Consider the following 26,076-nt stretch of genomic DNA (forward strand, 5'->3'; position numbering starts at 1 on the left):
ATCACCTCGGCAGGTGCCGTACCGCTGAGAACGGCGGGCGCAGGCCGGCGGGCCGCTAGCTCAATTGGCAGAGCTGCGGACTTTTAATCCGTAGGTTCAGGGTTCGAGCCCCTGGCGGCCCACCTCGACGACCCGGTCCGCGACCAGCGGACCGGGTCGCCCGCGTTCGGCCCGGCTCCGTGCGACCGGACTCCCCGTGACGGGGCTCCCCGGCCGGGCCGTGCAGCCGCTGTGCCACCGGGAGCGGTGCCCGGGCGGCCCCGAACGGCCCGTGCAGGACGGCGGTTTGACACCTCCGCAGGGCGAGCGGCGGCGGTCCGGCCGTTCGGCCGTGGGGCTATCCCGCCGCGACGCACTGGTCGTACTGGTCGTTGCACTCGACGTTGCACTGCTGCCGCAGCTCGTACGGGCCGTCGGGGAACTGGACGTCGCACCAGTACTCGCAGTTGCTCCAGCGCCGGTCGCACTCGATCAGCCGCTGCCGCTCCTCCTCGGTCCACATGGGAACGATCAGGGCACCGGCGGTGGCCGGCCGCGGTGTCCTGGCGTACGGCCCGGGGCTCCGCTGGAGGGACGCCTCGGCCTGGAATCCGGGCATGGTCATGATGCCGCTCCCGTCTGGGTGGTCCGGGGCCCGGAGGCCGTCGACCACCGGTCGGCCGGTGCCCCCGTGCGGGCCTCCCGGAAGGCCGTCGCGGCTGCCGGCCCTCTCTTCGAGACTACGCTCGCCGGCCGGTTCCGACCTGCTCGCGACGGTGGTCGGGCCCGCCCCGCGCCGGGGGTTGACGCCCTGTGACCGCGGGCGGCACGGCGCCGGATGCCGCGCCGCCGGGGTGCCCGCTGGCCCTCGGCCCCGAGGTGCCGAGCGGGCCGAGGCGGAGCAGGCTGGAAGGAGACGGACGACCCGCGGCTCTCCGGCCCGACACCCGGAGCAGCGTGCGCGGGTCACCCGCGCGGGCCGCGGATCGCGGGCACCCGGAACCCGACGGACCGAGCGCCCGGGGCACCCGCACGTCATCGGCGCCGTCCGGGCCCGGACGAGTCCGCCCGGCCGGCGGCCGAGGGGCCCGATGCGATGCCGTCCGACACGACACGGGGAGTCCGGGCGGTGGTGCCGGTAGTGCCGGTGGTGCGGAAAGGGCGAGGAGTGAGGCGCGATGACCGAGGACGAGCGGCGCGACGGTCCGGCCGAGCGCGACGGTCCGGCCGAGGAGGGTCGGGTCCGCCAGCGCCGGGTGCGCTTACCCGGGTTCGTCACGGACGAGGAGGTCGGACTCGGTGACGCCGTGCGGCAGGTGACCTACGCGCTGGGGGTCCGGCGGCCCTGCGGCGGCTGCGAGCGGCGAGCGGCGGCCCTCAACCGCCGGGTGCTGCTGGTGAGGGGGGCGGGTGGCAGGCGGGGCCGGTGACAGGCCGGCGCCGGGCGCCCGGAGCGCGTGCTCCCGAGCCGCGCGTTCGCTCGTCCGAGGAGTCACTGCTCGTTCTAGGAGTCACTGATGGAGCAGGAGTACGGGGAACAGGAGTACGGGGAGCAGGTCGGGGAGCAGCAGCCGCAGGGCCGGCCGGCGGACGAGCCGGACCTGCTCACCCCGGCGGCGGTCGCCTCCGCGCCTGCGGCGGCGTCGGGCTGCGGCTGTCGCGCCGAACGCGGCTGCTGCGGCGGGCATTCGGCGGCGGAGACGGACGGCAAGGCGGCCGCGGAGCCCTCCTACGTGTACGTGCTGGGCCAGATCGACTTCCGGATCCCCAGCCTGGGGGTCGAGAAGGAGATCGCGCAGAACGTGGCCCGCGCCGACACCCGGGAGCGGACCGACCGCCAGGCCGTCCGGTCCGTCATAGCCCAGCGCGAGAACCGTTATCTGGCACGGCAGTTGTGCTACGTCCTGAGTGTCCAGGGGATCGAGACGTACATCCTGCGCCCGCGCGATCCACTCGACTTCGACCTGCTGGTCGAGGCCGTACGCGCGGAGCCCCGGGCGAGCGACCTGGACGTCGTGATCGGGCTTCGCGGGCCGCTGGCGCCGCCCGGCCTCTGCAACGGGCTGACCCTGCCCGTGGTGGGGGTCGACCAGATCTACTCCTTCGACAGCGGGGACCTGGTGCGGGCCATCGAACGGCCCGAGCGGATGAGCGCGGAGCAGTTCGAACCCGCCTCCCACGAGCTGCTCAGAAGGATCATGCAACTGGGCGACAACGCGGGTGACACCGACGAGCACCGGGCGCTGAACTACCTCGCGGTGCGTTACCCGCGCATCTACGAGAAGACCGTGGAGGCCCACGCGGACGACTCCTCGTTGAGCGCGGTCGGGTTCTGTGAGTCGCGGTTGAGCGGTACCCGAAGAATCATCGACGTCCTGCTCTCCTTCACGGGCCGACGCACGGATGTCACGGAGAAGTTCTTCGTACGCGTCGATGTCACTGAGGAATTCCCCTTCCTGGTGACCAAGTTGTCGCCCTACTACGACCGATGACGAGTACTGACGACCGCTGACGACCACTGACGGCTGCTGGCGAGGGCCGGGAGGCTTCCGCGAGATGAGGAGGAGAGCTCGGGAAGCCTTCGGGAGAGGAGGGGGGAGAAGAGCGAGAGGTGAACAGCGATGAGAATTCCGGGCTTCACGGCGGAGTCGGCGCTGTACCGGGCGAGCGGGCACTACCGGGCCGCGCCGTCCGGGCGTCCGTCCGGGCGTCCGCCCGGTCGTTCGATCGGCGGTTCGTCCGGTCGACGGGTCGTCCCGCAGGCGGCCGACGTCCCGCTGGCGTACTGCCTGCTGGAGTGCCGGCAGATCTGCCGGGACCTCTGCACCCGGTACCCCGGTGGGAGCGCCTGCCGGACCTGCCGGCAGGTCTGTCTGCACGAGTGCCTGCTGCCCCCGAGATGAGCGGGCCGGCGATGCCGGAACCGGGTGGCGGAGCGAGCCGGCGGCGTGCTGCCGGCCGCACCGCCGCGGCCGGAGGAGGGTGAGGCGATGGCGGGGCCGTTGGACCTGGTCGGGCTGACCTCCGTGATGGCGCGTTCCGCGGGGCGGCCGGAGGTCCTCGTCGGACTGATCGACGGCCCGGTGGCGGTCGGCCATCCCGGGCTGGCCGGCCGGCGGGTGGTGGTGCTCCGGGGTGGCGGCGGACGCCGCGCCGGGGCCTGCGACGCGGCGGGCGGGGAGGCCCCGTGTCTGCACGGCACCTTTGTCGCGGGTGTGCTGAGCGGCGGACGGTCGTCCGGGGCGCCCGGCGTCTGCCCGGGCTGCACGCTGCTGGTCCGGCCGATCTTCGCCGCGGACCGGCCCGGGCGCCGGGCGGAGCCGTCCGCGCGGGCGGAGGAGCTGGCGGACGCGGTCGTGGAGTGCGTGGACGCGGGGGCCCGGGTGCTGAACCTGAGCGTCGCGCCGGAGCAGCCGTCCAGCGCGGCGAACCGGGCGCTGGAGGGTGCCCTGGACCACGCGGCGGGCCGCGGGGTCGTCACCGTCGTGGCGGCGGGCAACCAGGGCGCCCTCGGCAGTACCGCGATCACCCGGCACCCGTGGACGATCCCGGTCGTCGCCTACGACCGGCGGGGCAGGCCGATGGACCTCTCCAACCTGGGGCGGGCGATCGGGGAGCGGGGCCTCGGCGCCCCGGGCGAGGCCGTCGCCAGCCTGGGTGCGGGGCGCCGCCCGCTCGTCCTCACCGGTACCAGCGCCGCAACCCCCTTCGTCACGGGCGCCGTCGCGCTGCTGCTGTCGGCGTTCCCCGCGGCCTCGCCGGCCCAGGTGCGGGCGGCCCTCGTCGGCGCCGCCGGGCCGCGCGGGCGGGTGGTGCCGCCGCTGCTGGCGGCCGGGGCCGCGTACACCGCCCTGTCGGCGGTGGCGGGGGATCCGCGCCGGCGCGGCTGATCAGGTCGCCCGGCAGGGGGTGGTCCGCGGCGATGGGTGGGCCGGTCGGCGGCCCCCGGTGCGGGCCGGCCGGCATCCGTGGTGCGGGTGACTGCACGGGTCGGCCGAGTTCCCTGACATGCAGTCGGAAATCATAGACGCCGAAGTGAAAATTATTGCGGACTTTCTGCCCTAGGATCGCAATCATGACTCGACGACTTGCGGCAGTGGCGAAGAAGGTCGGGATGAGCGAGGCGACGGTCAGCCGGGTGCTCAACGACAGGCCCGGCGTGTCGGAGAGCACCCGGGTGGCGGTGCTGACGGCACTGGACGTACTGGGGTACGAGCGGCCGACGCAGCTGCGCGGGCAGCGGTCGCGGCTGGTGGGCCTGGTCCTGCCGGAGCTGCAGAACCCGATCTTCCCGGCCTTCGCGGAGAGCGTCGGCGCGGCGCTGGCGCAGAACGGCTTCACGCCGGTGCTCTGTACCCAGACGGCCGGTGGGGTGTCCGAGCCGGAGTACGTGAACCTGCTGTTGCAGCAGCAGGTCTCCGGGGTGGTGTTCTTCGGCGGTCTGTACGCCCAGGACGACGCCCCGCACGGGCACTACGCGCAGCTCTTCGAGCGGGGCGTGCCGACCGTCCTGCTGAACGCCGGTACCGACGCGCTCGACTTCCCCCGGGTCTCCTGCGACGACGCGGTGGCGGTGGAGCAGGCCTTCGGGCACCTGCGGCAGCTGGGGCACGAGCGGATCGGCCTGATCCTCGGGCCGCAGGACCACGTCCCGTCGAACCGGAAGCTCGCCGCCGCGCGCGGTTTCGCCGCGCGGTCCGGGGTCGAGCTGCCGGAGCGGTTCGTCGAGCGGGCGCTGTTCTCCATCGAGGGCGGCCAGGCGGCGGCCGGGCGACTGCTGCGGCACGGCGTGACCGGGATCGTCTGCGCCAGCGATCCGCTGGCCCTGGGGGCGATCCGGGCGGCGCGCCGGCACCGGCTGGCCGTTCCGGAGGACCTGTCGGTGATCGGTTACGACGACTCCTCCTTCATGACCTGCACCGATCCGCCGCTGACCACCGTCCGTCAGCCGATCGAGGCGATGGCGAAGGCCGCGGTGGACCTGCTGGTCAGTGAGATCGCGGGGGCCCGGGTGGACCACGACGAGGTGTCCTTCGAGCCGGATCTGGTGGTGCGGGCGTCCAGCGGTCCGGCGCCGGGTCACGGTGCCGGATCCGGGTCGTGGCAGGGTCAGCCTGCTCTTCCCGTGCAGGAGCCGCAGGGCCGGTCACGGGTGTCCTAGCGAGCGGCCGGCCCGCCCGGCCGGGCGCCGCGGGGTGCCGCGGAGCCGGGTGCGGGCGGGGCCCGCGGGGCCGCCGGCGGGAGGGTTTCGAGGAGGGTGCGAGCTGCGGCTCGCACCCTTCTGTCATGTCCGGGATCGGCCGGTTACGGCCGACCGGTTCGCAAAGTCACGACTAAGCATCGTGTTTTTGCGAAATCCTGTAGACATCTTGTGGTCATCTGTCGAGGAGTGGTTAAGTGAGCGGCGCCGCCAGGGGGCACCCGGAGCCGGGCCCGCACAGGGTCCGTGACGGATGCCCCCCGGAGGCGCCAAGAGCCGCGCAACCAGGTGCATCACCTCACCCGCACGTCGCACGTCCCCGCGCCGTCCTCAGGACGGCGCGGCCCCCACCGGAAACACATGGGCTCTCCTGCGCCCCGAGCGCCAACCGTGCCCACCGTGCTTGTAGAAGGGTCCACCCGAACATGAAGACAAACGGGCTTCTCCACAGATCGGCCGTCGCGGTCGTCGTCGCCGGCCTGGCCTTCTCGGCCGCCGCGTGCAGCAGCTCCGGCGACGGATCGTCGTCGGGCGACAACGGCAAGGCGAGCGACGCCGCGGCCCCGCTGGACCCGGCCACCAAGGTCACCATCACCGCCGACTGCCAGCCGCCGACCACCAAGCCCGCCGAGCGCAAGCAGTGGGACGACGACATCGCGGCGTTCAACAAGATCTACCCGAACGTCACGATCAAGGCCACCGACGGCTCGCCGTGCGAGGAGCCCGCGAAGTTCACCGCGCAGCTCGCCGGCAAGACCCAGCCGGACCTCTTCTACGCGTACTTCACCGACACCAACCAGATCCTCGACGCCGGTGCGGCCCAGGACATCTCGGCCTACGTCAACGACAAGACCGTCCCGGCGCTCAAGGACATCGACCCGTCCGTCCTGAGCACCCTCAAGGACAGTGACGGCAAGCTCTACGGCCTGCCCGTCACCAACTACAAGATGGGCCTGATCTACAACCGCAAGCTCTTCAAGCAGGCCGGCCTGGACCCCGACAAGCCGCCGACCACCTGGGCCGAGATCCGCGAGGACGCCAAGAAGATCGCCGCGCTCGGCAACGGCGTCAACGGCTACGGCGACTACAGCGCCACCAACCAGGGCGGCTGGCACTTCACCGCCGAGCTGTACGGCGTCGGCGGCAAGATGCTCTCCGACGACGGCAAGAAGGTCGCCTTCAACAGCCCCGAGGGCAAGCAGGTCCTGCAGAACCTGTACGACATGCGCTGGACCGACAACACCATGGGCGCCACCCAGGGCCTGAAGTGGCCGGACCTGATGACGCTGACCTCGACCGACAAGCTCGGCATGTACGTCGGCGCGCCGGACGACATCACGTACATGGTGCAGACCCTCAAGGGCAACTACGAGGACTACGGCATGGGCCCCGTCCCCGGCGGCAAGGCCGCGCTGCTCGGCGGTGACGGCCGCTTCTTCAAGAAGGGCTCCACCCCGGACCAGATCAAGGCGGGCGTCGCCTGGGTGAACTTCAAGTACCTCACCATGGGCAAGGGCCAGTTCGACTACTCCCGCAACAAGGGTGACGGCCTGCCCGTCGGCATCCCGCAGCCGAGCTTCTTCACCGGCGCCTCCCTGGCGGCCGACAACACCGCGAAGGCCGCCAGCGCGACCGTCCCGGTGAAGAACTACGCGCCGTACGTCTCCACCCCGGTGCCCGGCCGGACCGAGCCGGCGAACGCCCAGCAGCTCTACAAGGTGCTGGACGCCGCGGTGTCCGCCGTGCTGACCGACAAGAACGCGGACATCAGCAAGCTGCTGACCGACGCCGAGAGCCAGGCCAACCAGGTCCTGAGCAGCCTCCAGTAGCAGCGGACGGGGGCCGGCCACCGCGCCGGCCCCCGTACCCCTGGCAACCGTCCACCGACCAGCCAGCAGCGCCAGCACACCAGGAGAACCGATGGCCGGGACCATCTCCCCCTACAAGACCAACCGCCGGCCCGCGCCGGCGGGCCGTGGCCCCGGCAGGGGCCGGGACAGCTCCGGGGACCGGGACCGTACGGGGTTCGGCCAGAAGGTCCGCCGCAACATCACCGCCCACGGCTTCCTGTTCGGCGCCCTGCTGTGCTTCGGGTTCTTCACCTGGTACCCGATGGTCCGCGAAGTGATCATGAGCTTCCAGAAGACCAAGCGGGGCAAGACCACCTGGGTCGGCCTCGACAACCTGGACCGGATCTTCAACGACCCGGACTTCTGGCACGCCTGGCGCAACACCTTCCTGTTCACCGCGCTGGCGCTGGTGCTCGGCTTCGCACTGCCGTTCTTCGTCGCCGTCCTGCTCAACGAACTGCGGCACGCCAAGGCGTACCTGCGGATCCTGGTCTACATCCCGGTGATGATGCCGCCGGTCGCGGCGGTGCTGCTGTTCAAGTACTTCTACAACCCCGACTACGGGCTGTTCAACGACATCCTGAAGACGCTGCACCTGCCCACCTCGGCCTGGCTCAACTCCCCGGACACCGCGATGGTCTCGGTGGTGATCGCGGCCACCTGGATGAACATGGGCGGCGCCACGCTCATCTACCTGGCGGCCCTGCAGGGCATCCCGGGCGAGCTGTACGAGGCGGCGGACCTGGACGGCGCCGGCCTGCTGCGCAAGATCTGGCACGTCACCATCCCGCAGACCCGGCTGATCCTGTCGCTGCTGCTGCTGCTCCAGATCGTGGCGACCATGCAGGTCTTCGTGGAGCCGTTCCTGCTGACCGGCGGCAACGGCCCGCAGAACTCCACCATGACAGTCGTCTACCTGGTCTACGAGTACGCCTTCGACCTGGGCGGCAACAACTACGGCGTCGCCTCCGCGCTCGGCCTGGTCATGCTCGTGGTGCTCGCCGGATTCTCCGCCCTCTACGCGCGCCTCAGCCGCGACAACGACTAGGAAGGAGCCGACCATGGCAGCGAAAGAACCCCAGATGCGGACGCTCGTCGCGCAGACCCAGCTCAACCGGCCGCTCGGGAAGGCCGTCTACTGGACGGTCCTGACCGTCGTGGTGGTCGTCTTCACCCTGGTCTTCATCGGCCCGCTGTACTGGCTGGTGACCGGCGGTCTGAAGTCCACCCAGGAGGTGGTCCAGAGCCCGCCGACGTTCTTCCCGTCGAAGATCCACTGGGGCACCTACGCCACCGCGTGGCACCAGCTCAAGATGGGCCGGCTGCTCTTCAACACCGTCTACTACGCGTTCGGCGCGCTCGCCTTCCAGCTGGTCTTCGACGTCGCCGCGGCCTACTCGCTGTCGAAGCTGCGGCCGGTGCTCGGCAACGTCATCCTCGGCATGATGCTCGCGACGCTGATGATCCCGTCGGCCGTGCTGATCGTGCCGCAGTACCTGACCGTCCTGGACCTGCCGATCCTGCACCTGAACCTGATCAGCACCCCGTGGGCGATCTGGCTGCCCACCGTCGCCAACGCCTTCAACATCTTCCTGTTGAAGCGGTTCTTCGACTCCATCCCGCAGGACCTGCTGGCCGCCGCCGCGATCGACGGAGCCTCCCCGCTGCGGACCCTGCGCTCGATCGTGCTGCCGATGTCCAGGCCGATCCTGGGCGTCGTGTCGATCTTCGCGGTGGTCAACGTCTGGAAGGACTTCCTCTGGCCGCTGCTGGTCCAGCCGAACCCGGCCAACCAGACGCTCAACATCGGCATCCGGTCGCTCGCCACCGGCCTCCCGCAGAACGTCATCATCGCCGCGCTGGCCATCGCCTCGGCGCCGACCATCGTGTTCTTCCTGATCTTCCAGCGCAGCATCATGTCCGGGCTGACCTCCGGCGGCCTCAAGGGCTGACCAGCCCCGAGCCCCGCACCCAGACGGCCGCCGGCCAGGACTCCCATCCCCGCGAGCGGGTCGGCGGCCCGGACCACCACGCTCCTCTCCGCTTCCGGTCGAAAGGACCCCCCACCGTGGGACAGAACCCCAGGCACCCGTCCGAGCAGTCGGACTGGTGGCGCGACGCGGCGATCTACCAGGTCTACCCGCGCAGCTTCGCCGACGGGAACGGCGACGGCACCGGAGACCTGGCCGGGGTGCGCTCCCGCCTCCCGTACCTCGCCGAACTCGGCGTCGACGCCATCTGGTTCAACCCCTGGTACCCGTCCCCGATGGCCGACGGCGGCTACGACGTGGCCGACTACCGCGACGTCGACCCGCTGTTCGGGACGCTGGACGAGGCCGAGAAGCTGATCGGCGAGGCGCTCGAACACGGCATCCGCACCGTGGTGGACATCGTCCCCAACCACGTCTCCTCCGAGCACCCCTGGTTCAAGGAGGCGCTGGCGGCGGCCCCCGGCAGCCCGGAACGCGAGCTGTTCCACTTCCGGCCCGGCCGCGGGGCGGCCGGTGAACTGCCGCCCAACGACTGGGTGTCCGAGTTCGGCGGCTGCCCGTGGACCCGCACGACCGACCCCGACGGCACGCCCGGCGACTGGTACCTGCACCTCTTCGCCGTGCAGCAGCCGGACCTCAACTGGGCGCACCCGCAGGTCCGCCACGAGCACGAGTCGATCCTCCGGTTCTGGTTCGACCGCGGCGCGGCCGGTGTCCGGATCGACTCCGCGGCGCTGCTCGCCAAGGACCCGGCGCTGCCCGACTTCGTCAAGGACGTCGACCCGCACCCGTACGCCGACCTCGAAGAGCTGCACGACATCTACCGGAGCTGGCGGGCGATCGCCGACTCCTACCCCGGCACCCGGATCCTGATCGGCGAGGTCTGGCTGCCCGACGCCGAGCGGTTCGCCCGCTACCTGCGCCCGGACGAGCTGCACACCGCCTTCAACTTCGACTTCCTCGCCCGCCCCTGGGACGCCGAGGGGCTGCGCGCCTCGATCGACTCCACGCTGGCCCTGCACGCCCCGGTCGGCGCGCCGGCCACCTGGGTGCTCTGCAACCACGACGTGACCCGCACCGTCACCCGGTACGGGCGCCGGGACACCCGCTTCGACTTCGCCACCAAGGCCTTCGGCACCCCCACCGACCTGGACCTCGGCCTGCGCCGGGCCCGCGCGGCGGCGCTGCTGTCGCTCGCGCTGCCCGGCGCCGTCTACCTGTACCAGGGCGAGGAGCTCGGCCTGCCCGAGGTCGAGGACCTCCCGATCGATCGGCTCCAGGACCCGATGCACCTGCGCTCCGGCGGCACCGACCCCGGCCGGGACGGCTGCCGCGTCCCGCTGCCGTGGTCGGGTGCGGTGGCGCCGTACGGCTTCTCGCCGGAGGGCGTCGAGCCGTGGCTGCCGCAGCCCGCCGACTGGGCGGCGCTCACCGTCGAGGCGCAGTCCGCCGACCCGGACTCGATGCTGGCGCTCTACCGCACGGCCCTCGGCATCCGCCGCGCCGAGAGCGGCCTGCGGGGCGACAAGTTCGAGTGGCTGGCCGGCGACAGCGGGGTGCTCGCCTTCCGCCGGGGCACCGGCTTCAGCTGCGTCGTCAACCTCTCCTCCGACCCGGCGCCGCTGCCCGCCGGCTCCACCGTCCTGCTGGCCAGCGGTCCGCTCGCGGACGGGCACCTCCCGGCGGACACCGCCGTCTGGCTGCGCGGGGCATGACCGGCCGGCGTGCGCGGGGCATGCCCGGCCGGCTCCGCGTACGCGGTGGGAGCAGGGCCGCCTGACAGCGCCGCCGCCCACCGCAGGCCGCGTCGTCCTTGAGGGGGGACGGCGCGGCTCCCCCGCCGCACGCTCCGAACCCTCCGCACGCTCCGTACCGCCGTGTCGCCGCACCGCCGCTCCGCCGTAACGCCCGTACGTCGTACCGCCGTTCCGCCGCACCGCCGCACTGCCGCCGGCCTGTACCGCTGGACCGCGGGGTCACCCCGCTCCGCCGTCGCGCCCCGCACCACCGCGCCGCTGTTCCACCGCGCCGGCCGCACCACCGCGCCGCTGTTCGACCGCGCCCCCGCACCGGCGGCGCGCCGCCACCCGCCATGAGTACGTCGGCCCCTCCACCGGAGGCTCCAGATGATCTCGGCTCGCGCACCACCCCTCGGGTCCCCCTCACGCCGCCGGACACCCGGGCATCGCCATGTCCCCCGGCGCCCGGACGGCACTCACGGATCGGCACACGAGGAGGCCCTCCCCAGGTCTCCGCGCCCCCCACCCTGTCATCCTGACGAGATCCAGAGGACCCCAGTGAGATCGACAGCTCCCATCCCCCGGCTGATGGCCGCGCTGGCCTCGGCCAGCCTGCTGATCGTCGCCGGCCCGCTCCTGCCCGCGCACGCCGCCGGCGGCCCCAACCTGGCGGCAGGCAAGGCCGTCGCCGCGAGCAGCGCGACCGACGGCCGGACCGCGGGCTTCATCAACGACGGTGACCAGAACTCCTACTGGGAGAGCAGCAACAACGCGCTCCCGCAGTGGGTCCAGGTCGACCTCGGCAGCAGCACCAGCATCGACGAGCTGGTGCTGAAGCTCCCCAGCGGGTGGGAGACCCGCACCGAGACGCTCGCCGTCCAGGGCAGCGCCGACGGCACCAGCTTCACCACCATCACCGGCTCCGCGGCGTACTCCTTCAGCCCGGGCAACGGCAACACGGTGAAGATCTCCTTCCCGGCGACCAACACCCGGTACGTCCGGCTGGCCATCTCGGCCAACACCGGCTGGCCGGCCGCGCAGATCTCCGAGCTGGAGGTGCACGGCACCACCAGCACCAGCGGCAACCTGGCGCTGGGCCGGACTCTCTCGTCCAGCAGCACCTCGCAGAGCTACACGGCGGCCAACGCCAACGACGGCAACCAGGGGAGCTACTGGGAGAGCGCGAACAACGTGCTCCCGCAGTGGATCCAGGCCGACCTCGGCTCGGCCGTGCCGGTCAACAAGCTGGTGCTGAAGCTGCCCACCGGCTGGGAGACCCGCACCCAGACGCTGACCGTGCAGACCAGCACCGACGGCACCACCTTCTCGGACCTGGTGGCCTCCGCCGCCTACGTGTTCGACCCGGCGTCCGGCAACACGGTGACGCTCAACCTGAACACCACCACGACCCGGTTCGTCCGGCTGAAGGTCACCGCGAACACCGCCTGGCCGGCCGCCCAGCTGTCCGAGTTCGAGATCTACGGCCCGGCCACCGGCGACACCCAGGCGCCGACCGCGCCCTCGGGCCTGGCCTACACCCAGCCGGCCGCCGGTCAGATCAAGCTGACCTGGAACGCCGCGAGCGACAACACCGGTGTCACCGGCTACGACATCTACGCCGACAACACGCTGGTCAGCAGCGTGGCGGGCAACGTCCTGACCTACACGGACAGCCGTCCGGACAGCGCCACCGTCTCGTACTTCGTGAAGGCGAAGGACGCGGCCGGCAACCAGTCCGCGAGCAGCAACACCGTCACCCGCACGGGTGCCTCCGGTGACACCCAGGCGCCGTCCGCGCCCGCGACGCTGGCGTTCACCCAGCCGGCCGCCGGCCAGGTCAAGCTGACCTGGGGCGCGTCCGCCGACAACGTGGGCGTGACCGGCTACGACGTGTACGCCAACGGCGCCCTGCGCGGCAGCGTGGCGGGCAACGTCCTGACCTACACGGACAGCCAGCCCGACACCGCGACCGTCTCGTACTTCGTGAAGGCGAAGGACGCGGCCGGCAACCAGTCCGCGAGCAGCAACACCGTGGTGCGGACCGGCAACGGCGGTGGCGGCGGGACCAACCTGGCCGGCGGCAAGCCGATCTCGGCCAACTCCAGCGTCTTCACCTTCGTGGCGGCGAACGCCAACGACAACGACACCGCCACCTACTGGGAGGGTGCGGGCGGCAGCTACCCCAACACCCTGACCACCCAGCTGGGTTCGAACGCGATCGTGAACTCGGTCGTGGTCAAGCTCAACCCGGCGGCGGCCTGGTCCACCCGGACCCAGACCATCGAGGTGCTCGGCCGCGAGCAGAGCGCGAGCGGCTTCACCAGCATCTCGGCGGCGAAGTCGTACACCTTCGACCCGGCCTCGGGCAACACGGTGACGATCCCGGTCTCCGCGACGGTGGCCGACGTCCAGCTGAAGATCACCGCCAACTCGGGCTCCTCGGCCGGTCAGGTCGCCGAGTTCCAGGTGATCGGCACCCCGGCGCCCAACCCGGACCTGCTGGTCACCGCCACCTCGGCCTCGCCCGCCTCGCCGGTCGAGACCGACCCGGTCACGCTGTCCGCCACCGTGAAGAACAACGGCACCGCGGCCTCCGGCGCGACCAGCGTCAACCTGTACCTCGGCGCCACCAAGGTCGGCACCGCCCAGGTCGGCGCGCTGGCCGCGGGCGCGTCCAGCACCGTCTCGGTCTCCGCCGGGCTGCAGAACGCCGGCAGCTACCAGGTGATCGCCAAGGTCGACGAGGCCAACGCCGTCATCGAGCAGGACGAGACCAACAACACCTACACCAACCCGGCCGCGCTGGTGGTCGCCCAGGTCGCCAGCTCGGACCTGGTCGCGGCGCCGGTCAGCTGGACCCCGGGCAACCCGGCGGCCGGCAACAACGTCACCTTCACGGCGGCGATCAAGAACCAGGGCACGGTCGCCTCGGCGGGCGGCGCGCACAGCGTCACCCTGACCGTCGCGGACGCCACCACCGGCAGCGTGGTGAAGACCCTGACCGGCTCCTACACCGGCGCCATCGCGCCCGGCGCCACCAGCACCCCGGTGAACCTGGGCAGTTGGACCGCCGGCAACGGCAAGTACACCGTGAAGACGGTGATCGCGACCGACGCCAACGAGCTGCCGGTCAAGCAGGCCAACAACACCAGCAGCCAGCCCCTGTACGTCGGCCGCGGCGCCAACATGCCGTACGACACGTACGAGGCGGAGGACGGCGTCCTCGGCGGCGGCGCGGCCGTGGTCGGCCCGAACCGCACCGTCGGCGACCTGGCGGGCGAGGCGTCCGGCCGCAAGGCCGTCACCCTCAACTCGACCGGCAGCTCGGTCGAGTTCACCACCAAGGCCAGCACCAACACGCTGGTCACCCGGTTCTCCATCCCGGACGCGGCCGGCGGCGACGGCATCAACTCCACGCTGAACGTCTACGTCAACGGCAGCTTCCTCAAGGCCATCGACCTGACCTCCAAGTACGCGTGGCTGTACGGCAACGAGACCGGCCCGGGCAACTCGCCGGGTGCCGGCGGCCCGCGCCACATCTACGACGAGGCGAACATCCTGCTCGGGACGACCGTCCCGGCCGGCAGCAAGATCAAGCTGCAGAAGGACGCCGCCAACACCACCAACTACGCGATCGACTTCGTGAGCCTGGAGCAGGCCACCGCGATCCCCAACCCGGACCCGGCCAAGTACGTGGTGCCGACCGGCTTCGCGCAGGGCGACGTCCAGGCCGCCCTGGACAAGGTCCGGATGGACACCACCGGCAACCTGGTGGGCGTCTACCTGCCGGCCGGCGACTACCAGACCGCGAACAAGTTCCAGGTCTACGGCAAGGCCGTCAAGGTCGTCGGGGCGGGCCCGTGGTTCACCCGCTTCTACGCGCCGACCGACCAGTCCAACACCGACGTGGGCTTCCGGGCCCAGTCGACGGCCAACGGCTCCACCTTCTCCGGATTCGGCTACTTCGGGAACTACACGTCCCGGATCGACGGTCCCGGCAAGGTGTTCGACTTCGCGAACGTCTCGGGCATCACGATCGACAACATCTGGACCGAGCACATGATCTGCATGTACTGGGGTGCCAACACCGACTCCATGGTGATCAAGAACTCGCGGATCCGTGACACCTTCGCCGACGGCATCAACATGACCAACGGCAGCACCGACAACCTGGTCAGCAACAACGAGGCCCGGTCCACCGGTGACGACAGCTTCGCGCTCTTCTCCGCCATCGACGCCGGCGGCGCGGACGAGAAGAACAACATCTTCGAGAACCTCAGCACCATCCTGACCTGGCGTGCGGCGGGTGTCGCGGTCTACGGCGGGTACGACAACACCTTCCGCAACATCTACATCGCCGACACCCTGGTCTACTCGGGCATCACCATCAGCTCGCTGGACTTCGGGTACGCCATGAACGGCTTCGGCACCATCCCGACCAACCTGCAGAACATCTCCATCGTCCGGGCCGGCGGCCACTTCTGGGGCTCCCAGACCTTCGGTGGCATCTGGGTCTTCTCGGCCTCCAAGGTGTTCCAGGGCATCCGGGTGAGCGACGTGGACATCGTCGACCCGACGTACCACGGCATCATGTTCCAGACGAACTACTCCGGCGGTCAGCCGCAGAACCCGATCACCGACACGGTCTTCACCAACATCTCGATCACCGGGGCCCAGAAGAGCGGCGACGCCTTCGACGCCAAGTCCGGCATCGGGGTCTGGGCCAACGAGGCGGCCGAGGCCGGCCAGGGCCCGGCGGTCGGCTCGGTGACCTTCAACAACCTCCGGTTGAGCAACAACTTCCAGAACATCAAGAACACCACGTCGACGTTCACCATCACCGTCAACCCGTAGTGTTCGCAGGCTAGTCAGCAGACCCGGTGCCGCCGGGAGGCCACGCCTCCCGGCGGCACCGCCATGCCCGCCGGCCGCGGGCGGTCGCCCCCGGCCGGTCAGCCCCGGCGGGTCAGTTCCGGCGGGTCAGTTCCGGCGGGTGAAGTCCATCACCCAGTTCGTCACCCAGCCGCGCTCGTCGCCCACCGAGAAGGCCTGCTCCCACCGGGCGGACCGCTCGTCGATCCCGGACCAGAGGTACCGTACGCACACCCCCGTGCCCGCATACGCGTCCTCCCCGCGGAACTCACCGGTGCCGTCCGCCCGGAACCGGCCCCGCACCGGCGGGTCCAGCCGGCCAGACCCGCCGGTGGACCAGTTCAGCGACCACTCCCGGGTCTCCCGGTCGAACAGCCGCAGGGTCATCCCCCGGAAGCCGCGCTCCGGGCAGTCCATCTCGTCGACGTTCGCCGCGCCCTCGAACAGGCTCCAGCAGCGGCTGGTCGCGCCGAAGTGGTCCCAGCCGCTGCCCGGGTCCAGGAAGTCGCGCAGCCGGCGGTTGGCCACGTCCCACTCCCCGACCAGGAAGTCGAACCCGGTCACGCCCGGCCGCCCGTGGTGCCCTCGGCCAGGGAGTCGGCGAGGTAGGCGTCCGGATCCGGCCGCTCCGGCGCGAGCACGTGCCGCACCCAGGCCTCGCGCTCGTGGCCGATCGGCGCCAGCTCCCACACGCAGCCGATCCACGGCCGGCTCTGCACCCGGAAGTGCGTCGGGTCCAGGTCGGGGCAGTCCAGCGCGGGCTGGCCCGCGGCGGCGCCGCGGAAGTGCAGCACGTTGTCCCACACCCAGGTGTAGACGTTCAGGTAGGCGCCGGTGTCGGCGCCGCGGTGCAGCACCACGAATCCGGCGGCCGGCGTGCCGTCCGGTGCCGGCACCAGCTCGGGCAGCAGGGCGTAGGCCGCCCGCTCGACCTCGGGCGCGATGCCCGCCGGGTCGGCGCTGACGTGGTAGCGCTTGAAGCGGCGCCCGCCCACCTCGATCGGCGGCGGGGTCCGCAGGAACTTCTCCTCGAAAGCCATGGCCGCACGCTAGGGCCGCTCCACTGACACCTGCTGTCAGTGGAGTGCCGGAGAATCCCCCCATGCGCGCCGGCCGACTGCTCTCGATCCTGCTGCTGCTCCAGACCCGCGGCCGGATGACCGCCGCGGAGCTCGCCGCCGAGCTGGAGGTGTCCGTCCGGACGGTCTACCGGGACACGGAGGCCCTGCACGCGGCCGGTGTCCCGCTGTACGGGGACGCCGGGCACCGCGGCGGCTACCGGCTGCTCGACGGCTACCGCACCCGGCTCACCGGGCTCGACCCGGTGCAGGCCCGGGCCCTGTTCCTCTCCGGCGTCCCGGGCCCGGCGGCGGAGCTCGGGCTCGGCGCCGCACTGGCCGCGGCGCAGCTCAGGGTGAGCGCCGCGCTGCCGCCCGCCCTGCGGGAGCAGGCCGGCCGGATCCGGCGGCGGTTCCACCTCGACGCGCCCGGCTGGTACGCGCAGGTCGATCCCGTCCCGTACCTGCCCGAGGTCGCCCGGGCGCTGTGGGACGGCCGGGCGCTGCGGCTGCGCTACCGCCGCTGGAAGGAGCCCACCGAGGTGGAGCGTCGGCTGGAGCCGTACGGGCTGGTGCTGAAGGCCGGCCGCTGGTACCTGGTCGCGGCGCCCGGCCCGCGGGTGTACCGGGTCGACCAGATCCTCGAACTGGACCTCCTGGAGGACGAGGCCGTCGTCCCCGAGGACTTCGACCTGGCGGCGTACTGGCAGGCCCACCAGGAGCGCTTCCACGGCTGGCTGCACACCGCGGACGCGGTGGTCCGGGTGTCGCCCGAGGGCGCCGCCCGCCTGACCGGCCCGGCGGCCCTGGCCCTGCGGGCCACCGGCGAGCCCCAGCCCGACGGCTGGACCCGCGCCGTCCTCCCGGTCGAGTCGCCGGAGCACACCTGCCGGGAGTTCCTCGCCCTGGGCGCCGAGATCGAGGTGCTCGAACCGCCGGAGCTGCGCGAGCGGATGGCCGCGACGGCCCGCGCGATCGCCGCCCTGCACGCCGGCCCCGCCGGGTCGCCGGAGCCGGCCGTCCGCTGAACCGGCCGCCCCGGGAGACGGCCCGCGGGGCCGGCGCGAGCGCCCGGAGCGTGCCGCGGTGCGCCCGGGGACAGGCCGAAGCCCCTCCGGCCCGCGAGGGGCGGGCCGGAGGGGCCTCGGTGGGGGCCCGGTGTCACCCGGGGGTCAGGAGGTGTACGCCTCGAACTCCGAGAGCTGGGCCGCGGCCCACCCGGTGTTGCCGGTGAACGAGAGCTTCAGGTGGCGGGCGGTGGTGCCCGGGACGGAGATCGTCACGGTGTTGCCGGTGGCCGGGTCGAAGGTGTAGCCGGCCGAGGCCTTGACCGTCGTCCAGTTGGTGCCGTCGGTGCTGGCCAGGACGCTCAGGGTCTCGGTGCGGGTGGCCCAGGCGGTGGCCGGGGGCAGCTTCAGGACGAGGCGGCCCACGGCGGTCGAGGCGCCGAGGTCGGCGGTCAGCGACTGCGGGAAGGCGTTCGCGGCGCTCTCCCAGTAGCTGTTCGCGTCACCGTCGTTCGCCTTGTTGGCGCCGTAGACGTCCACCGTGCTGGTGGCGCTCAGGGACTTGCCCGCCAGCAGGTTGGTGGTGGCCGGCGGCGTGGTCGGCGGGGTGGTGGTGGGCGGGGTGGTGGTGGGCGGCGTGGTCGGGCCGGTGGCGCGGATCTCCAGCTCGGAGAGCTGGGCGGCGGGCCAGCCGGTGTTGCCGGTGACGGTCACCCGGACGTAGCGGGTGTTGGTCTGGGTGAACCCGACGGTGGCGGTGTTGCCGGTGGCCGGGTCCAGGGTGATGCCGGTCGACGGGGCCAGCGTGCTGAACGAGACGCCGTCGGTGGAGCCCTGGACGGAGACGGTCTCGGTGCGGGTCCCCCAGCCGGCCGGGAGCTTGGCGGTGACGCTGCCGACCGCGGTCACGGCGCACAGGTCGACGGTGATCGACTGCGGGAAGGCGTTGTTGGCGCTCTCCCAGTAGCTGGCGGCGTTGCCGTCCACCGCGTTGGCGGCGGTGTAGGTCTGGTTGGTGCTGGTGGCGGTGGCCGACTTGCCCTGCGCCAGGTTGCCGGTGCCCGGGTTGCACGCCGGCGGCGTGGTCGGGGTGGTCGGCGAGGGGGAGGGGCTGGCCGGCGGGGTGGTCGGCGTGCTGGGCGACGGGGACGGGCTCGGCGAGGAGGTGCCGCCGCCGGTGGAGGGCTGGCCGCCGTAGGTCCACTGCGGGGTCGGCCAGGTGCCGCTGCAGGTGGTGCCGTTGTTCCAGCCGGAGTTGCCGCCGCCGTCGACGATCACGAAGCCGCTGCCGACGCAGTTGTGGATCGGGGTGGCCGCCTGGGCGATGTTCTTCGCCTTGACGTTGGTGAACTTCATGTTGGCGTTGGCCTGGGCCTGGATGGCGTAGGTGCCGGCGCCGTCGATGTTCACGTTGGTGAAGTTGATGCCGCTGGACGAGCCGTCGATGGTCTGGACGGCCTCGTAGGAGCTGTCCAGGATGTCGGTGTCGGTGATGTTGATGGTCGCGCCGGCGATCGGCTCGTTCAGGCCGTCGAACCAGATCGCGCCGACACCGAACTGCCAGTTGAAGTCGCTGTTGCCGGTGCGGATCAGGGTGTTGCGGGCGGCGGTGATGGTGCCCGCGACGGCGGTGCCGCTGCCGGAGTTGACCCCGGGGTAGCGGTTGGCGATGTGCAGGCCGCCGCCGTTGCTGATGGTGTCCGACATGACGTTGTCGGAGATGGTGAAGTCCTTGCCGCCGTACGTGACGATGTTGTTCGCCAGGATCGGCAGCACCACGGTGTTGTGGGTGAAGCTGTCGTTGACGTTCGGCACCCGCTCGGGCCAGGAGGCCAGGCCGTCGTCACCGGTGTTGCGGACGAAGGTGTTGGTGACGGTCGAGTTGGTCACGCCGGTGTGGAAGTTCACGCCGTCGGCCGTCTGGTCCAGGATGCGGCTGTTCTTGACGGTGAAGCGGTCCATCGGACCGTCCATCCAGGCGCCGACCTTGGTGTGCTGCAGCCAGAGGTTGTCCAGGGTGGAGTTGGACATCGCACCGCCGACGGCGTTGACCTGGTCCTCGTCGACCCGCTCGCGGATGTCGCCGATGATGGCGAAGTCCTTGAGGGTGACGTTCTGGCTCGGGCCGCCCTGGCCGACGTACTTGCCGTAGACACCGGCCGCCTTGGCGCGGTTGTTCGGGTCGCGTCCGCCGAGCACGCTGTACCAGGGGCCGGCCCCGGCCAGGGTGACCCCGTCGACCACCACGTGGTCGTAGAGGGTGAAGTTGCCCTGCGGGATGTAGACGGTCTTGCCCTGCGCCTGGCCGGCGTTGACCGCGGCCTGGAACTTGGCGGTGGAGTCGGTGGCGCCGCTGGGGTCGGCTCCGAAGTCGGCGACCACGTCCAGTGCCCCGGCGGGCTTGGCGATCGGGGCGCCGACCTGCTCGAAGTCGGCCAGGTCGATGGTGAAGCTGGGCGACTGCGCGGTCGAGGAGACCTGGAGCCGGATCTTCGTCCCGGCCGGGTAGCTCGTCCCGAACATCGTCCGGGTCTCGTCGAAGAAGTGGTGCGGGTTGGTGTCGCCCGGGTTGTTGTTGAACGGGTAACCGCCGTAGTACCAGCTGTACTTGGACGTGACGTCGACGCTCTTCAGCTTGCTGCCGTTGACCAGCAGGTCGATCGAGGCGTCCCGCCCCTTGCCGTCCCCGGTGTCGGGCAGGCTGTAGCGGAAGTCGATCGAGTTGGCCGGCGCGGTGAGGGTGAACTCCACGTACTGGCCGACCGAGTTGAGCGTCACCGCCTGGCGGCCGGAGGCCTCCGAGGGCAGGTGGCCGTAGAGCCGGTCAGGGCCGATCACCGACCCGTTGGTGGCCGCGTACTCGGCCTCCTGCTCCTTGAAGGGGACGGTGGCGCCGCGTCCGGAGACGTTCAGCGGCGAGAGCGTCGGGACTCCTGCGGCACTCGCCGGGGTGGCGTTGCCGATGACGGCGGCCGTGAACAGGCCGGCGCTGCCGAGCGCGACCGCGGTCAGCGCGGCGACGCTGCTCCGTAGCCGGCGAATGGGTGGTGACTGCATGTCGGTTACACATCCTTGCTGGTCGTGGGGGTGTGCCAGGGGTGGGGACCAGGCGGCAGGGCAGTCGGCACCGGCAGGGACTCTGCGGCGCTGCGGACGATCGGATTGCGCAGGGGCTTCGAGCGTGTGACGCGGTGGTTTCCGCCGAGCGAGGAGAGACTATGGGCGGCGCCGCATGAAGTCCATATGAAAGAGCAAAAATCTGACACTAACAACGCAAGTTTCGTTCAAGGACTGAGGGTTATGTGTCACGCCCGGGGGGAACCGGTGGAGATCCGACAGCCGGCCGGCCGCCCGGCGCCGACACCCCGACAGCGCCGACGGATCGTCAGAGCGCTCCGGAAGCAGGCATGCCGACGGCCCGACCCCTCAGGGGGCCGGGCCGTGTCGGTGGTGGTGCCGGTGGAGCGCGGCAGGGGCCGCCGAGGAGGGGCCGGTCAGCGGCGGCGCAGCCTCCCGGTGAGGGTGCTCCACCAGCTCCGCCGCTGCCGGGGGATGGCGGCCGCGGCGGCGGGAACGGCCGGCGGCGCCGTCGGCTGGGCGGGCACGGGACCGGCCGCGACGGGCGGCGGGGTGCCGGGCGCGGTGCCCGCGGCGGCGGCCTCCTCCTCGGACGTCCGCGGCGAGAAGCGCACCGGCAGCGCGCTCAGGTGCCGGGAGATCCAGGCCGAGGTCCAGGTCAACTCCTCCTCGGGGACGGCGAGCTGGAGGTCCGGCAGGCGGGTCAGCAGGATGTCGATGCCGGTCTCCGCGATGGCCCGGCCGATGTCCTGGCCGGGGCACTCGTGCGGGCCGCCGCCGAAGGCCAGGTGGGACCGGTTGCCGTAGAGCGGGGTCGACAGGTCGGGCCGGACGGCCGGGTCGACGTTGCCGGCCGCGAGGCCGAGCAGGAGCATGTCGCCGGCCTTGATCTGCTGGCCGCCGAGCTCGGTGTCACCGGTGGCCCAGCGGCCGGCGACCAGCGACATCGGCGCGGAGTCCCAGAGCACCTGGTCCAGCGCGTCGGGCAGGGTCATGTGGCCGCCGGACAGGTGGGCGCGGAACCTCCGGTCGGTGAGGACGAGCTTCAGGGTGTCCGCGATCAGGTTGACGGTGGTCTCGTTCGCGGCGAGCAGCACCACCCGCAGGTGCTCCAGCACCTCGTCGTCGGTCAGCCCGGCGCCGTGCTGCATCAGCCAGGACACCAGGTCGGCGCCGGGTGCCGTCCGCTTGCGCTCCATCATCCGGCGCAGGGTCGCCACGACGTAGTCGTTGCTGGCGATGGCCGTCTCGGTGCCCTTCATCAAGTCCCGGGCGGCCTCGACCAGTCGGGGCCCGTACTCCTCGGGCATGCCGACCACCTGGGTCATCACCAGCATCGGCAGGTGCTCGGCGAACTGGGCGACGAGTTCGGCCCGGCCCGAGGGCCCGAAGTCCTGGATCAGCTGGTCGGCGAACCGGGTGACGTAGCGCCGGATCCCGCGCCGGTCGAAGCGGTTCAGGCTGTCGGTGACGGCTCCGCGCAGCCGCTTGTGCTCCTCGCCGTCCGCGAACACGCAGAGCGGCTGCCAGGCGATCACCGGCATCAGCGGCGAGTCGGGGGCGACCCGGTCCTCCTGGAACGCCGTCCAGCGCCGGGAGTCCCGGGAGAACCGGGAGGGCGTGCGCATGGCGGTGAGGTTCGCGGAGTGGCCGAGGATCAGCCAGGCCGGGAGGTCGCCGTGCAGCAGGACGGGCGCCACCTCGCCGTGTTCGGCGCGGAGCTTCTCGTACAGGCCCGCGGGATCGGCCTCGGCCTCCGGCCCGTAGATGCGCCGCAGGCCCTCGGTGCCGAGTCCGTGGGCGGGGCAGCCGGGCGGGGGGGTGAGGGAGGCGTCGTCAGGGGCTGGGGTGGTCAAGGTGTCTCCGGGGTCGGCGGGAGGCGGTCATCGTGGGGCGGTCGCCGTGGACGGTCGTCAGGAGCGGTCGGTCCGAGGGACCCATCGTGCGGGGGCGGTCGGTCGGTTGGAGGGCGGCCAGGCGTGCTCGGGGTGTCGGCCGGGAGAACAGCGGGTTGCGCCCAGGGGTGGCGGTGTCACCCCGCGGGCGGGGCGGAGAGCCGGTACAGGTAGCGCATCAGGGTCATCAGGACGTCCCGGCCGGACTCGCGGGTCCGGGCGTCGCAGGCGACGATCGGCACCTCCGGGGGCAGGTCCAGGGCGGTCCGCAGCTCCTCGGTCGGGTAGGTCGGCGACTCGGGGAAGGTGTTGAGGGCGACGACGAACGGCACGCCGCGGTCCTCCAGCCGCCCGATCACGTCGAAGCTCACTTCGAGCCGGCGGGTGTCCACCAGCACGACGGCGCCGAGGGCACCCTCGAACAGGCCGTTCCAGAGGAACCAGAACCGCTCCTGGCCGGGCGTGCCGAACACGTACAGCACGAGTTCGTCGCTGATGCTGATCCGGCCGAAGTCCATCGCCACCGTGGTGGAGGTCTTGCGCTCGACCCCGGCGGTGTCGTCGACGCCGGCGCCGGCCTGCGTCATCGTCTCCTCGGTGGTCAGCGGTCGGATCTCGCTCACCGAGCCGACCAGCGTCGTCTTGCCGACGCCGAAGCCGCCCACGATCACCACCTTGACCGCCGTCGTGGCCGAGGCCGGGAGCAGGTCCGCGCTCCGCGGCCCCACCACCGTGTCAGAGCTTCTGAAGTCCATGCATCACCGCCTCGATCAGGGCACGGTCGGGAAGGATCGCCTGCGGGACGGCGGAGCGGACCTCGATCCGCTCGTCGGCGAGCAGGTCCGCCAGCAGCACGGTCACCACGCTCATCGGCAGCCGCAGGTAGGCGGAGATCTCCGCCACGGACAGCGGTGCGCCGCAGAGCCGCAGGATCGCCGCGTGCTCCGGCTGCATCGAGGGTTCCGGCTCCGAGAGCGAGACGATCAGGGTGACCAGGTCGAACGTGGTCTGCTCGGCCAGACCGCTGCGGCCGCGCGTGATCACGTAGAGACGTTCGGGGCTGTTCTCGTCCCACTCCTGGCCGGGTGCGCTCATGCGACCTGCTCGCCGTTGCGCGGGGGCGTGCTGAGATGTTCGCCGATCCGGGCGACGAGGTCCCGCATCCGCTGGCCCACCAGTCCGGCGTCGACCCCCTCGTCGGCCAGCACCGCGAGGTAGGCCCGGGCGCCGGCCGCCATCAGGTAGAAGAAGCCGCCGCCCATCTCGATCACGACCAGCCGCATCCGGCCGTCGCCGTGCGGGAACTCGTGCCCCACCGCGGCGGCCAGGCTCTGCAGGCCGGCGCAGGCGGCGGCGAGCCGGTCGGCGGTGTCGTCGTCGGTGCCGTACTGGGCCATCCGCAGTCCGTCGGCGGAGAGCACGACGACGTGCCGGGCGTGCGGCACGCCGTCCGCCAGCTCCTTGAGCATCCAGTCCATGTTGGTCCGCTGCTGAATCACTGCTCGCCCTTCCCTGCCGACTCGTCACTGGTGTGGCCGGCCGCGCCGGTGGACGGCGCGTGGCCGTTCACCCCCTCGTTGAACGCGGCCAGCCACATACCGGGCTGTACGGGTGCCTGGGCCGGCCGGGGGACGCCCGGGGCCCTGGCCGCGCCCGTCCGGGAGGGTGCGGCGTGCCGGCGGCGCTGCGGCAGGCCGCCCGCGGTCCGCTCGCTCACCACCGGGATCTCGTCGTCGGCGGGAGCCCGGCCGGGGAGCGCCCCGGCGGCGGAGCCGAAGGAGGACCCGGCCGGGATGCCGGCCATCGTCCTGGACCCCCACGGCCGGGGGCCGCCGGACGGCCGGGGAACGGTGGCCGTCACCGGCCTGGGGCCGGAGGCGATGCCGATGCCGTGGGCCCGGCCGGTGGCGGGGGCCGTGGTGATGAGCTCCTGCGGCACGATCAGCACGGCGCGCACGCCGCCGTAGGCGGAGGGGCGCAGCGAGACCTGGAACCCGTACGCCTGCGCGAGGCGGCCGACCACGGCCAGGCCGAGCCGGGGGGTCTCGCCGAGGTCGTTGAGGTCGATGCCGGCCTGCGCCTCCATGAGCATCCGCTCGGCCCGGGCCCGGCCCTCCTCGGTCAGACTGAGCCCGCCGTCCTCGATCTCGATCGCTATGCCGGTCTGCACCTCGACGGCGGTCAGGTGCACGTTGGTGTGCGGCGGGGAGTAGCGGGTGGCGTTGTCCAGCAGTTCGGCGACCGCGTGGATGAGCGGCTCGACGGCGGGCCCGACCACGGCGACCTCGGACACCGGGTGGAGCTCCACCCGCTGGTAGTCCAGGATGCGCGACATGCCGCCGCGCAGCACGCTGTAGAGCGGCACCGAGCGGCTCCACTGCCGGCCGGGGCGGGCGCCGCCGAGCACGGCGATGCTGTCCGCGAGGCGGCCGACGAGCGCGTTGCCGTGGTCCAGGCGCAGCAGGTCGTCGAAGACGGCCGGGTCGTTGCCGTGCCGGTCCTCCATCTCGCGCAGGTCCTGCGCCTGGCGGTGGACGATCGCCTGCACGCGGCGGGCGATGTTCACGAAGGCCCGCTGGGCGGACTCGCGCATGCCCTCCTCGTTGTCGACGGCCTCCAGCACGGTGCGCAGCACGGCCTGCCGGGCGGCCTGGAACTCCGGTCCGGTGACGCCGTCGTGGGACTCGTACGCCTTCAGCACGTCCTCGGTGAACTCGCCGCGCTGGAGCCGGGCGACGGCCTCGGGCAGGGCCACCTCGGCGAGCCGGACCGTCTCGGCCTCCTGCCGGGCCAGCCGGCGGCGCAGTTCGCCCTCCTGCTCGGCGTACCGCCGGCGCAGGGTCGCCAGCGCCCGCCCCCGGCGGGCCGCCTCGGCGGCCACCGCCGCCACCGCGGCGGTGCCCACCACCCCGCACCAGAGGACTCCCGCCCGGGCGCCGGCGGAGGCCGCCGACGCGGCGGCGACGGCGGCCGCCGCCGTCACCACCGTGGGCAGGAGCCACACGAGAACGGGAGCGGAGCGCCGGCCTCCGGGTGACGATCCAGCACGAAGCATCAGCATCCTCAAACGATCGAAAGAGTACGGAAGGACGAGTGGGGCCGGCTCCGGCGGCGTGGGGACTGCGTTGCGCGTGCGGCCCGGATCCCCGCACCGGCCGTCGCCGGGCCGGCGCGTCGGGGGTGCAGGGGGCTGAGCCGGAAGTAGCATAGCCGGTTTTCCGGACGTTTCTGACGAAACCTCAACAAGCCGGTACGACGGTGCACTTACCGACTTCCTGCCGATTCGCCGGGGGTCGCGCGGATCGACGGGAGGCTCAAGTCCGGGCTGCCGTGGGGTCGGCCGGGGTGGTGCTGGCACCAGGCTTGCCCCGCCCCGGGCTTGTCGTACCGGCGTCCGGGGCGGGTTC

Annotated in this window: 20 protein-coding genes and 1 tRNA gene; 12 read left to right on the forward strand and 9 right to left on the reverse strand. The window is 72.1% G+C overall.

Annotated elements, in window-relative coordinates; translation table 11 throughout:
* The first annotated feature begins 49 nt into the window (after positions 1-49).
* Positions 50-122 (forward strand) — tRNA-Lys (locus ACFTWP_RS09845).
* Positions 123-337: 215 nt separating this feature from the next.
* Here ACFTWP_RS09845 and ACFTWP_RS09850 read toward each other — a convergent pair.
* Positions 338-604, reverse strand: coding sequence for a hypothetical protein (locus tag ACFTWP_RS09850; protein ID WP_380263794.1), 267 nt, complete (start codon positions 602-604; stop codon positions 338-340).
* 553 nt (positions 605-1,157) lie between these two features.
* Between ACFTWP_RS09850 and ACFTWP_RS09855 the strand changes: the two genes are divergently transcribed.
* From ACFTWP_RS09855 to ACFTWP_RS09900, 10 genes are all read left to right on the forward strand, one after another.
* Positions 1,158-1,409 (forward strand): hypothetical protein, encoded by a 252-nt coding sequence (locus tag ACFTWP_RS09855; RefSeq protein WP_380263796.1) that lies wholly within the window; start codon positions 1,158-1,160, stop codon positions 1,407-1,409.
* Between the two features lie 87 nt (positions 1,410-1,496).
* On the forward strand, positions 1,497-2,471 hold the full coding sequence (locus ACFTWP_RS09860) for a hypothetical protein (RefSeq protein ID WP_380263797.1): 975 nt from the start codon (positions 1,497-1,499) through the stop codon (positions 2,469-2,471).
* A 129-nt stretch (positions 2,472-2,600) separates the two neighbouring features.
* Positions 2,601-2,882, forward strand: a complete 282-nt coding sequence (locus tag ACFTWP_RS09865) for a hypothetical protein (RefSeq protein ID WP_380263799.1) — start codon at positions 2,601-2,603, stop codon at positions 2,880-2,882.
* An 87-nt stretch (positions 2,883-2,969) separates the two neighbouring features.
* Positions 2,970-3,869 (forward strand): S8 family serine peptidase, encoded by a 900-nt coding sequence (locus ACFTWP_RS09870; RefSeq protein WP_380263801.1) that lies wholly within the window; start codon positions 2,970-2,972, stop codon positions 3,867-3,869.
* Positions 3,870-4,054: 185 nt separating this feature from the next.
* The gene (locus ACFTWP_RS09875; protein WP_380263803.1) at positions 4,055-5,140 is read left to right on the forward strand and encodes a LacI family DNA-binding transcriptional regulator; all 1,086 of its coding nucleotides are present in this window, start codon (positions 4,055-4,057) and stop codon (positions 5,138-5,140) included.
* A 464-nt stretch (positions 5,141-5,604) separates the two neighbouring features.
* The gene (locus tag ACFTWP_RS09880) at positions 5,605-7,008 is read left to right on the forward strand and encodes an extracellular solute-binding protein (RefSeq protein ID WP_380263805.1); all 1,404 of its coding nucleotides are present in this window, start codon (positions 5,605-5,607) and stop codon (positions 7,006-7,008) included.
* Positions 7,009-7,099: 91 nt separating this feature from the next.
* Positions 7,100-8,077, forward strand: a complete 978-nt coding sequence (locus ACFTWP_RS09885) for a carbohydrate ABC transporter permease (protein WP_380263807.1) — start codon at positions 7,100-7,102, stop codon at positions 8,075-8,077.
* A 13-nt stretch (positions 8,078-8,090) separates the two neighbouring features.
* Positions 8,091-8,981 carry a carbohydrate ABC transporter permease gene (locus ACFTWP_RS09890; RefSeq protein ID WP_380263809.1) on the forward strand — a complete coding sequence of 297 codons (891 nt, stop codon included), beginning with the start codon at positions 8,091-8,093 and terminating at the stop codon, positions 8,979-8,981.
* A gap of 116 nt (positions 8,982-9,097) precedes the next feature.
* Positions 9,098-10,735 carry a glycoside hydrolase family 13 protein gene (locus tag ACFTWP_RS09895; protein WP_380263811.1) on the forward strand — a complete coding sequence of 546 codons (1,638 nt, stop codon included), beginning with the start codon at positions 9,098-9,100 and terminating at the stop codon, positions 10,733-10,735.
* 612 nt (positions 10,736-11,347) lie between these two features.
* The gene (locus ACFTWP_RS09900) at positions 11,348-15,613 is read left to right on the forward strand and encodes a discoidin domain-containing protein (protein WP_380263895.1); all 4,266 of its coding nucleotides are present in this window, start codon (positions 11,348-11,350) and stop codon (positions 15,611-15,613) included.
* A gap of 126 nt (positions 15,614-15,739) precedes the next feature.
* On the opposite strand, the gene ACFTWP_RS09905 is transcribed toward ACFTWP_RS09900, so the two are convergent.
* Both ACFTWP_RS09905 and ACFTWP_RS09910 read right to left on the reverse strand, forming a co-directional pair.
* On the reverse strand, positions 15,740-16,195 hold the full coding sequence (locus tag ACFTWP_RS09905; protein WP_380263812.1) for a hypothetical protein: 456 nt from the start codon (positions 16,193-16,195) through the stop codon (positions 15,740-15,742).
* Positions 16,192-16,671 (reverse strand): hypothetical protein, encoded by a 480-nt coding sequence (locus ACFTWP_RS09910; RefSeq protein WP_380263814.1) that lies wholly within the window; start codon positions 16,669-16,671, stop codon positions 16,192-16,194. The genes ACFTWP_RS09905 and ACFTWP_RS09910 overlap by 4 nt, the downstream gene beginning before the upstream one ends.
* A gap of 62 nt (positions 16,672-16,733) precedes the next feature.
* Here ACFTWP_RS09910 and ACFTWP_RS09915 point away from each other — a divergent pair, with 62 nt between their 5' ends.
* Positions 16,734-17,717, forward strand: a complete 984-nt coding sequence (locus tag ACFTWP_RS09915) for a helix-turn-helix transcriptional regulator (RefSeq protein ID WP_380263816.1) — start codon at positions 16,734-16,736, stop codon at positions 17,715-17,717.
* Positions 17,718-17,861: 144 nt separating this feature from the next.
* Here ACFTWP_RS09915 and ACFTWP_RS09920 read toward each other — a convergent pair whose 3' ends face one another.
* The 6 genes from ACFTWP_RS09920 to ACFTWP_RS09945 all read right to left on the reverse strand — a co-directional run bounded on the left by ACFTWP_RS09920 (position 17,862) and on the right by ACFTWP_RS09945 (position 25,724).
* Positions 17,862-20,753: a discoidin domain-containing protein gene (locus tag ACFTWP_RS09920; RefSeq protein WP_380263818.1), complete on the reverse strand. Its 2,892-nt coding sequence runs from the start codon at positions 20,751-20,753 to the stop codon at positions 17,862-17,864.
* Between the two features lie 437 nt (positions 20,754-21,190).
* Positions 21,191-22,630: a cytochrome P450 gene (locus tag ACFTWP_RS09925; RefSeq protein WP_380263820.1), complete on the reverse strand. Its 1,440-nt coding sequence runs from the start codon at positions 22,628-22,630 to the stop codon at positions 21,191-21,193.
* Positions 22,631-22,806: 176 nt separating this feature from the next.
* On the reverse strand, positions 22,807-23,424 hold the full coding sequence (locus ACFTWP_RS09930) for an ATP/GTP-binding protein (protein ID WP_380263821.1): 618 nt from the start codon (positions 23,422-23,424) through the stop codon (positions 22,807-22,809).
* Positions 23,405-23,764, reverse strand: coding sequence for a DUF742 domain-containing protein (locus ACFTWP_RS09935; RefSeq protein ID WP_380263822.1), 360 nt, complete (start codon positions 23,762-23,764; stop codon positions 23,405-23,407). Before ACFTWP_RS09935 ends, ACFTWP_RS09930 begins: the two co-directional genes overlap by 20 nt.
* Positions 23,761-24,168, reverse strand: a complete 408-nt coding sequence (locus tag ACFTWP_RS09940; RefSeq protein WP_380263823.1) for a roadblock/LC7 domain-containing protein — start codon at positions 24,166-24,168, stop codon at positions 23,761-23,763. Before ACFTWP_RS09940 ends, ACFTWP_RS09935 begins: the two co-directional genes overlap by 4 nt.
* A complete protein-coding gene (locus ACFTWP_RS09945) occupies positions 24,165-25,724 on the reverse strand; it encodes an ATP-binding protein (protein ID WP_380263897.1) in 1,560 nt (519 codons plus the stop codon). Before ACFTWP_RS09945 ends, ACFTWP_RS09940 begins: the two co-directional genes overlap by 4 nt.
* Between the last annotated feature and the right edge of the window lie 352 nt (positions 25,725-26,076).

It is taken from the genome of Kitasatospora sp. NPDC057015 (assembly GCF_042673745.1).
In the GTDB taxonomy this organism is placed as follows: Bacteria; Actinomycetota; Actinomycetes; order Streptomycetales; family Streptomycetaceae; genus Kitasatospora.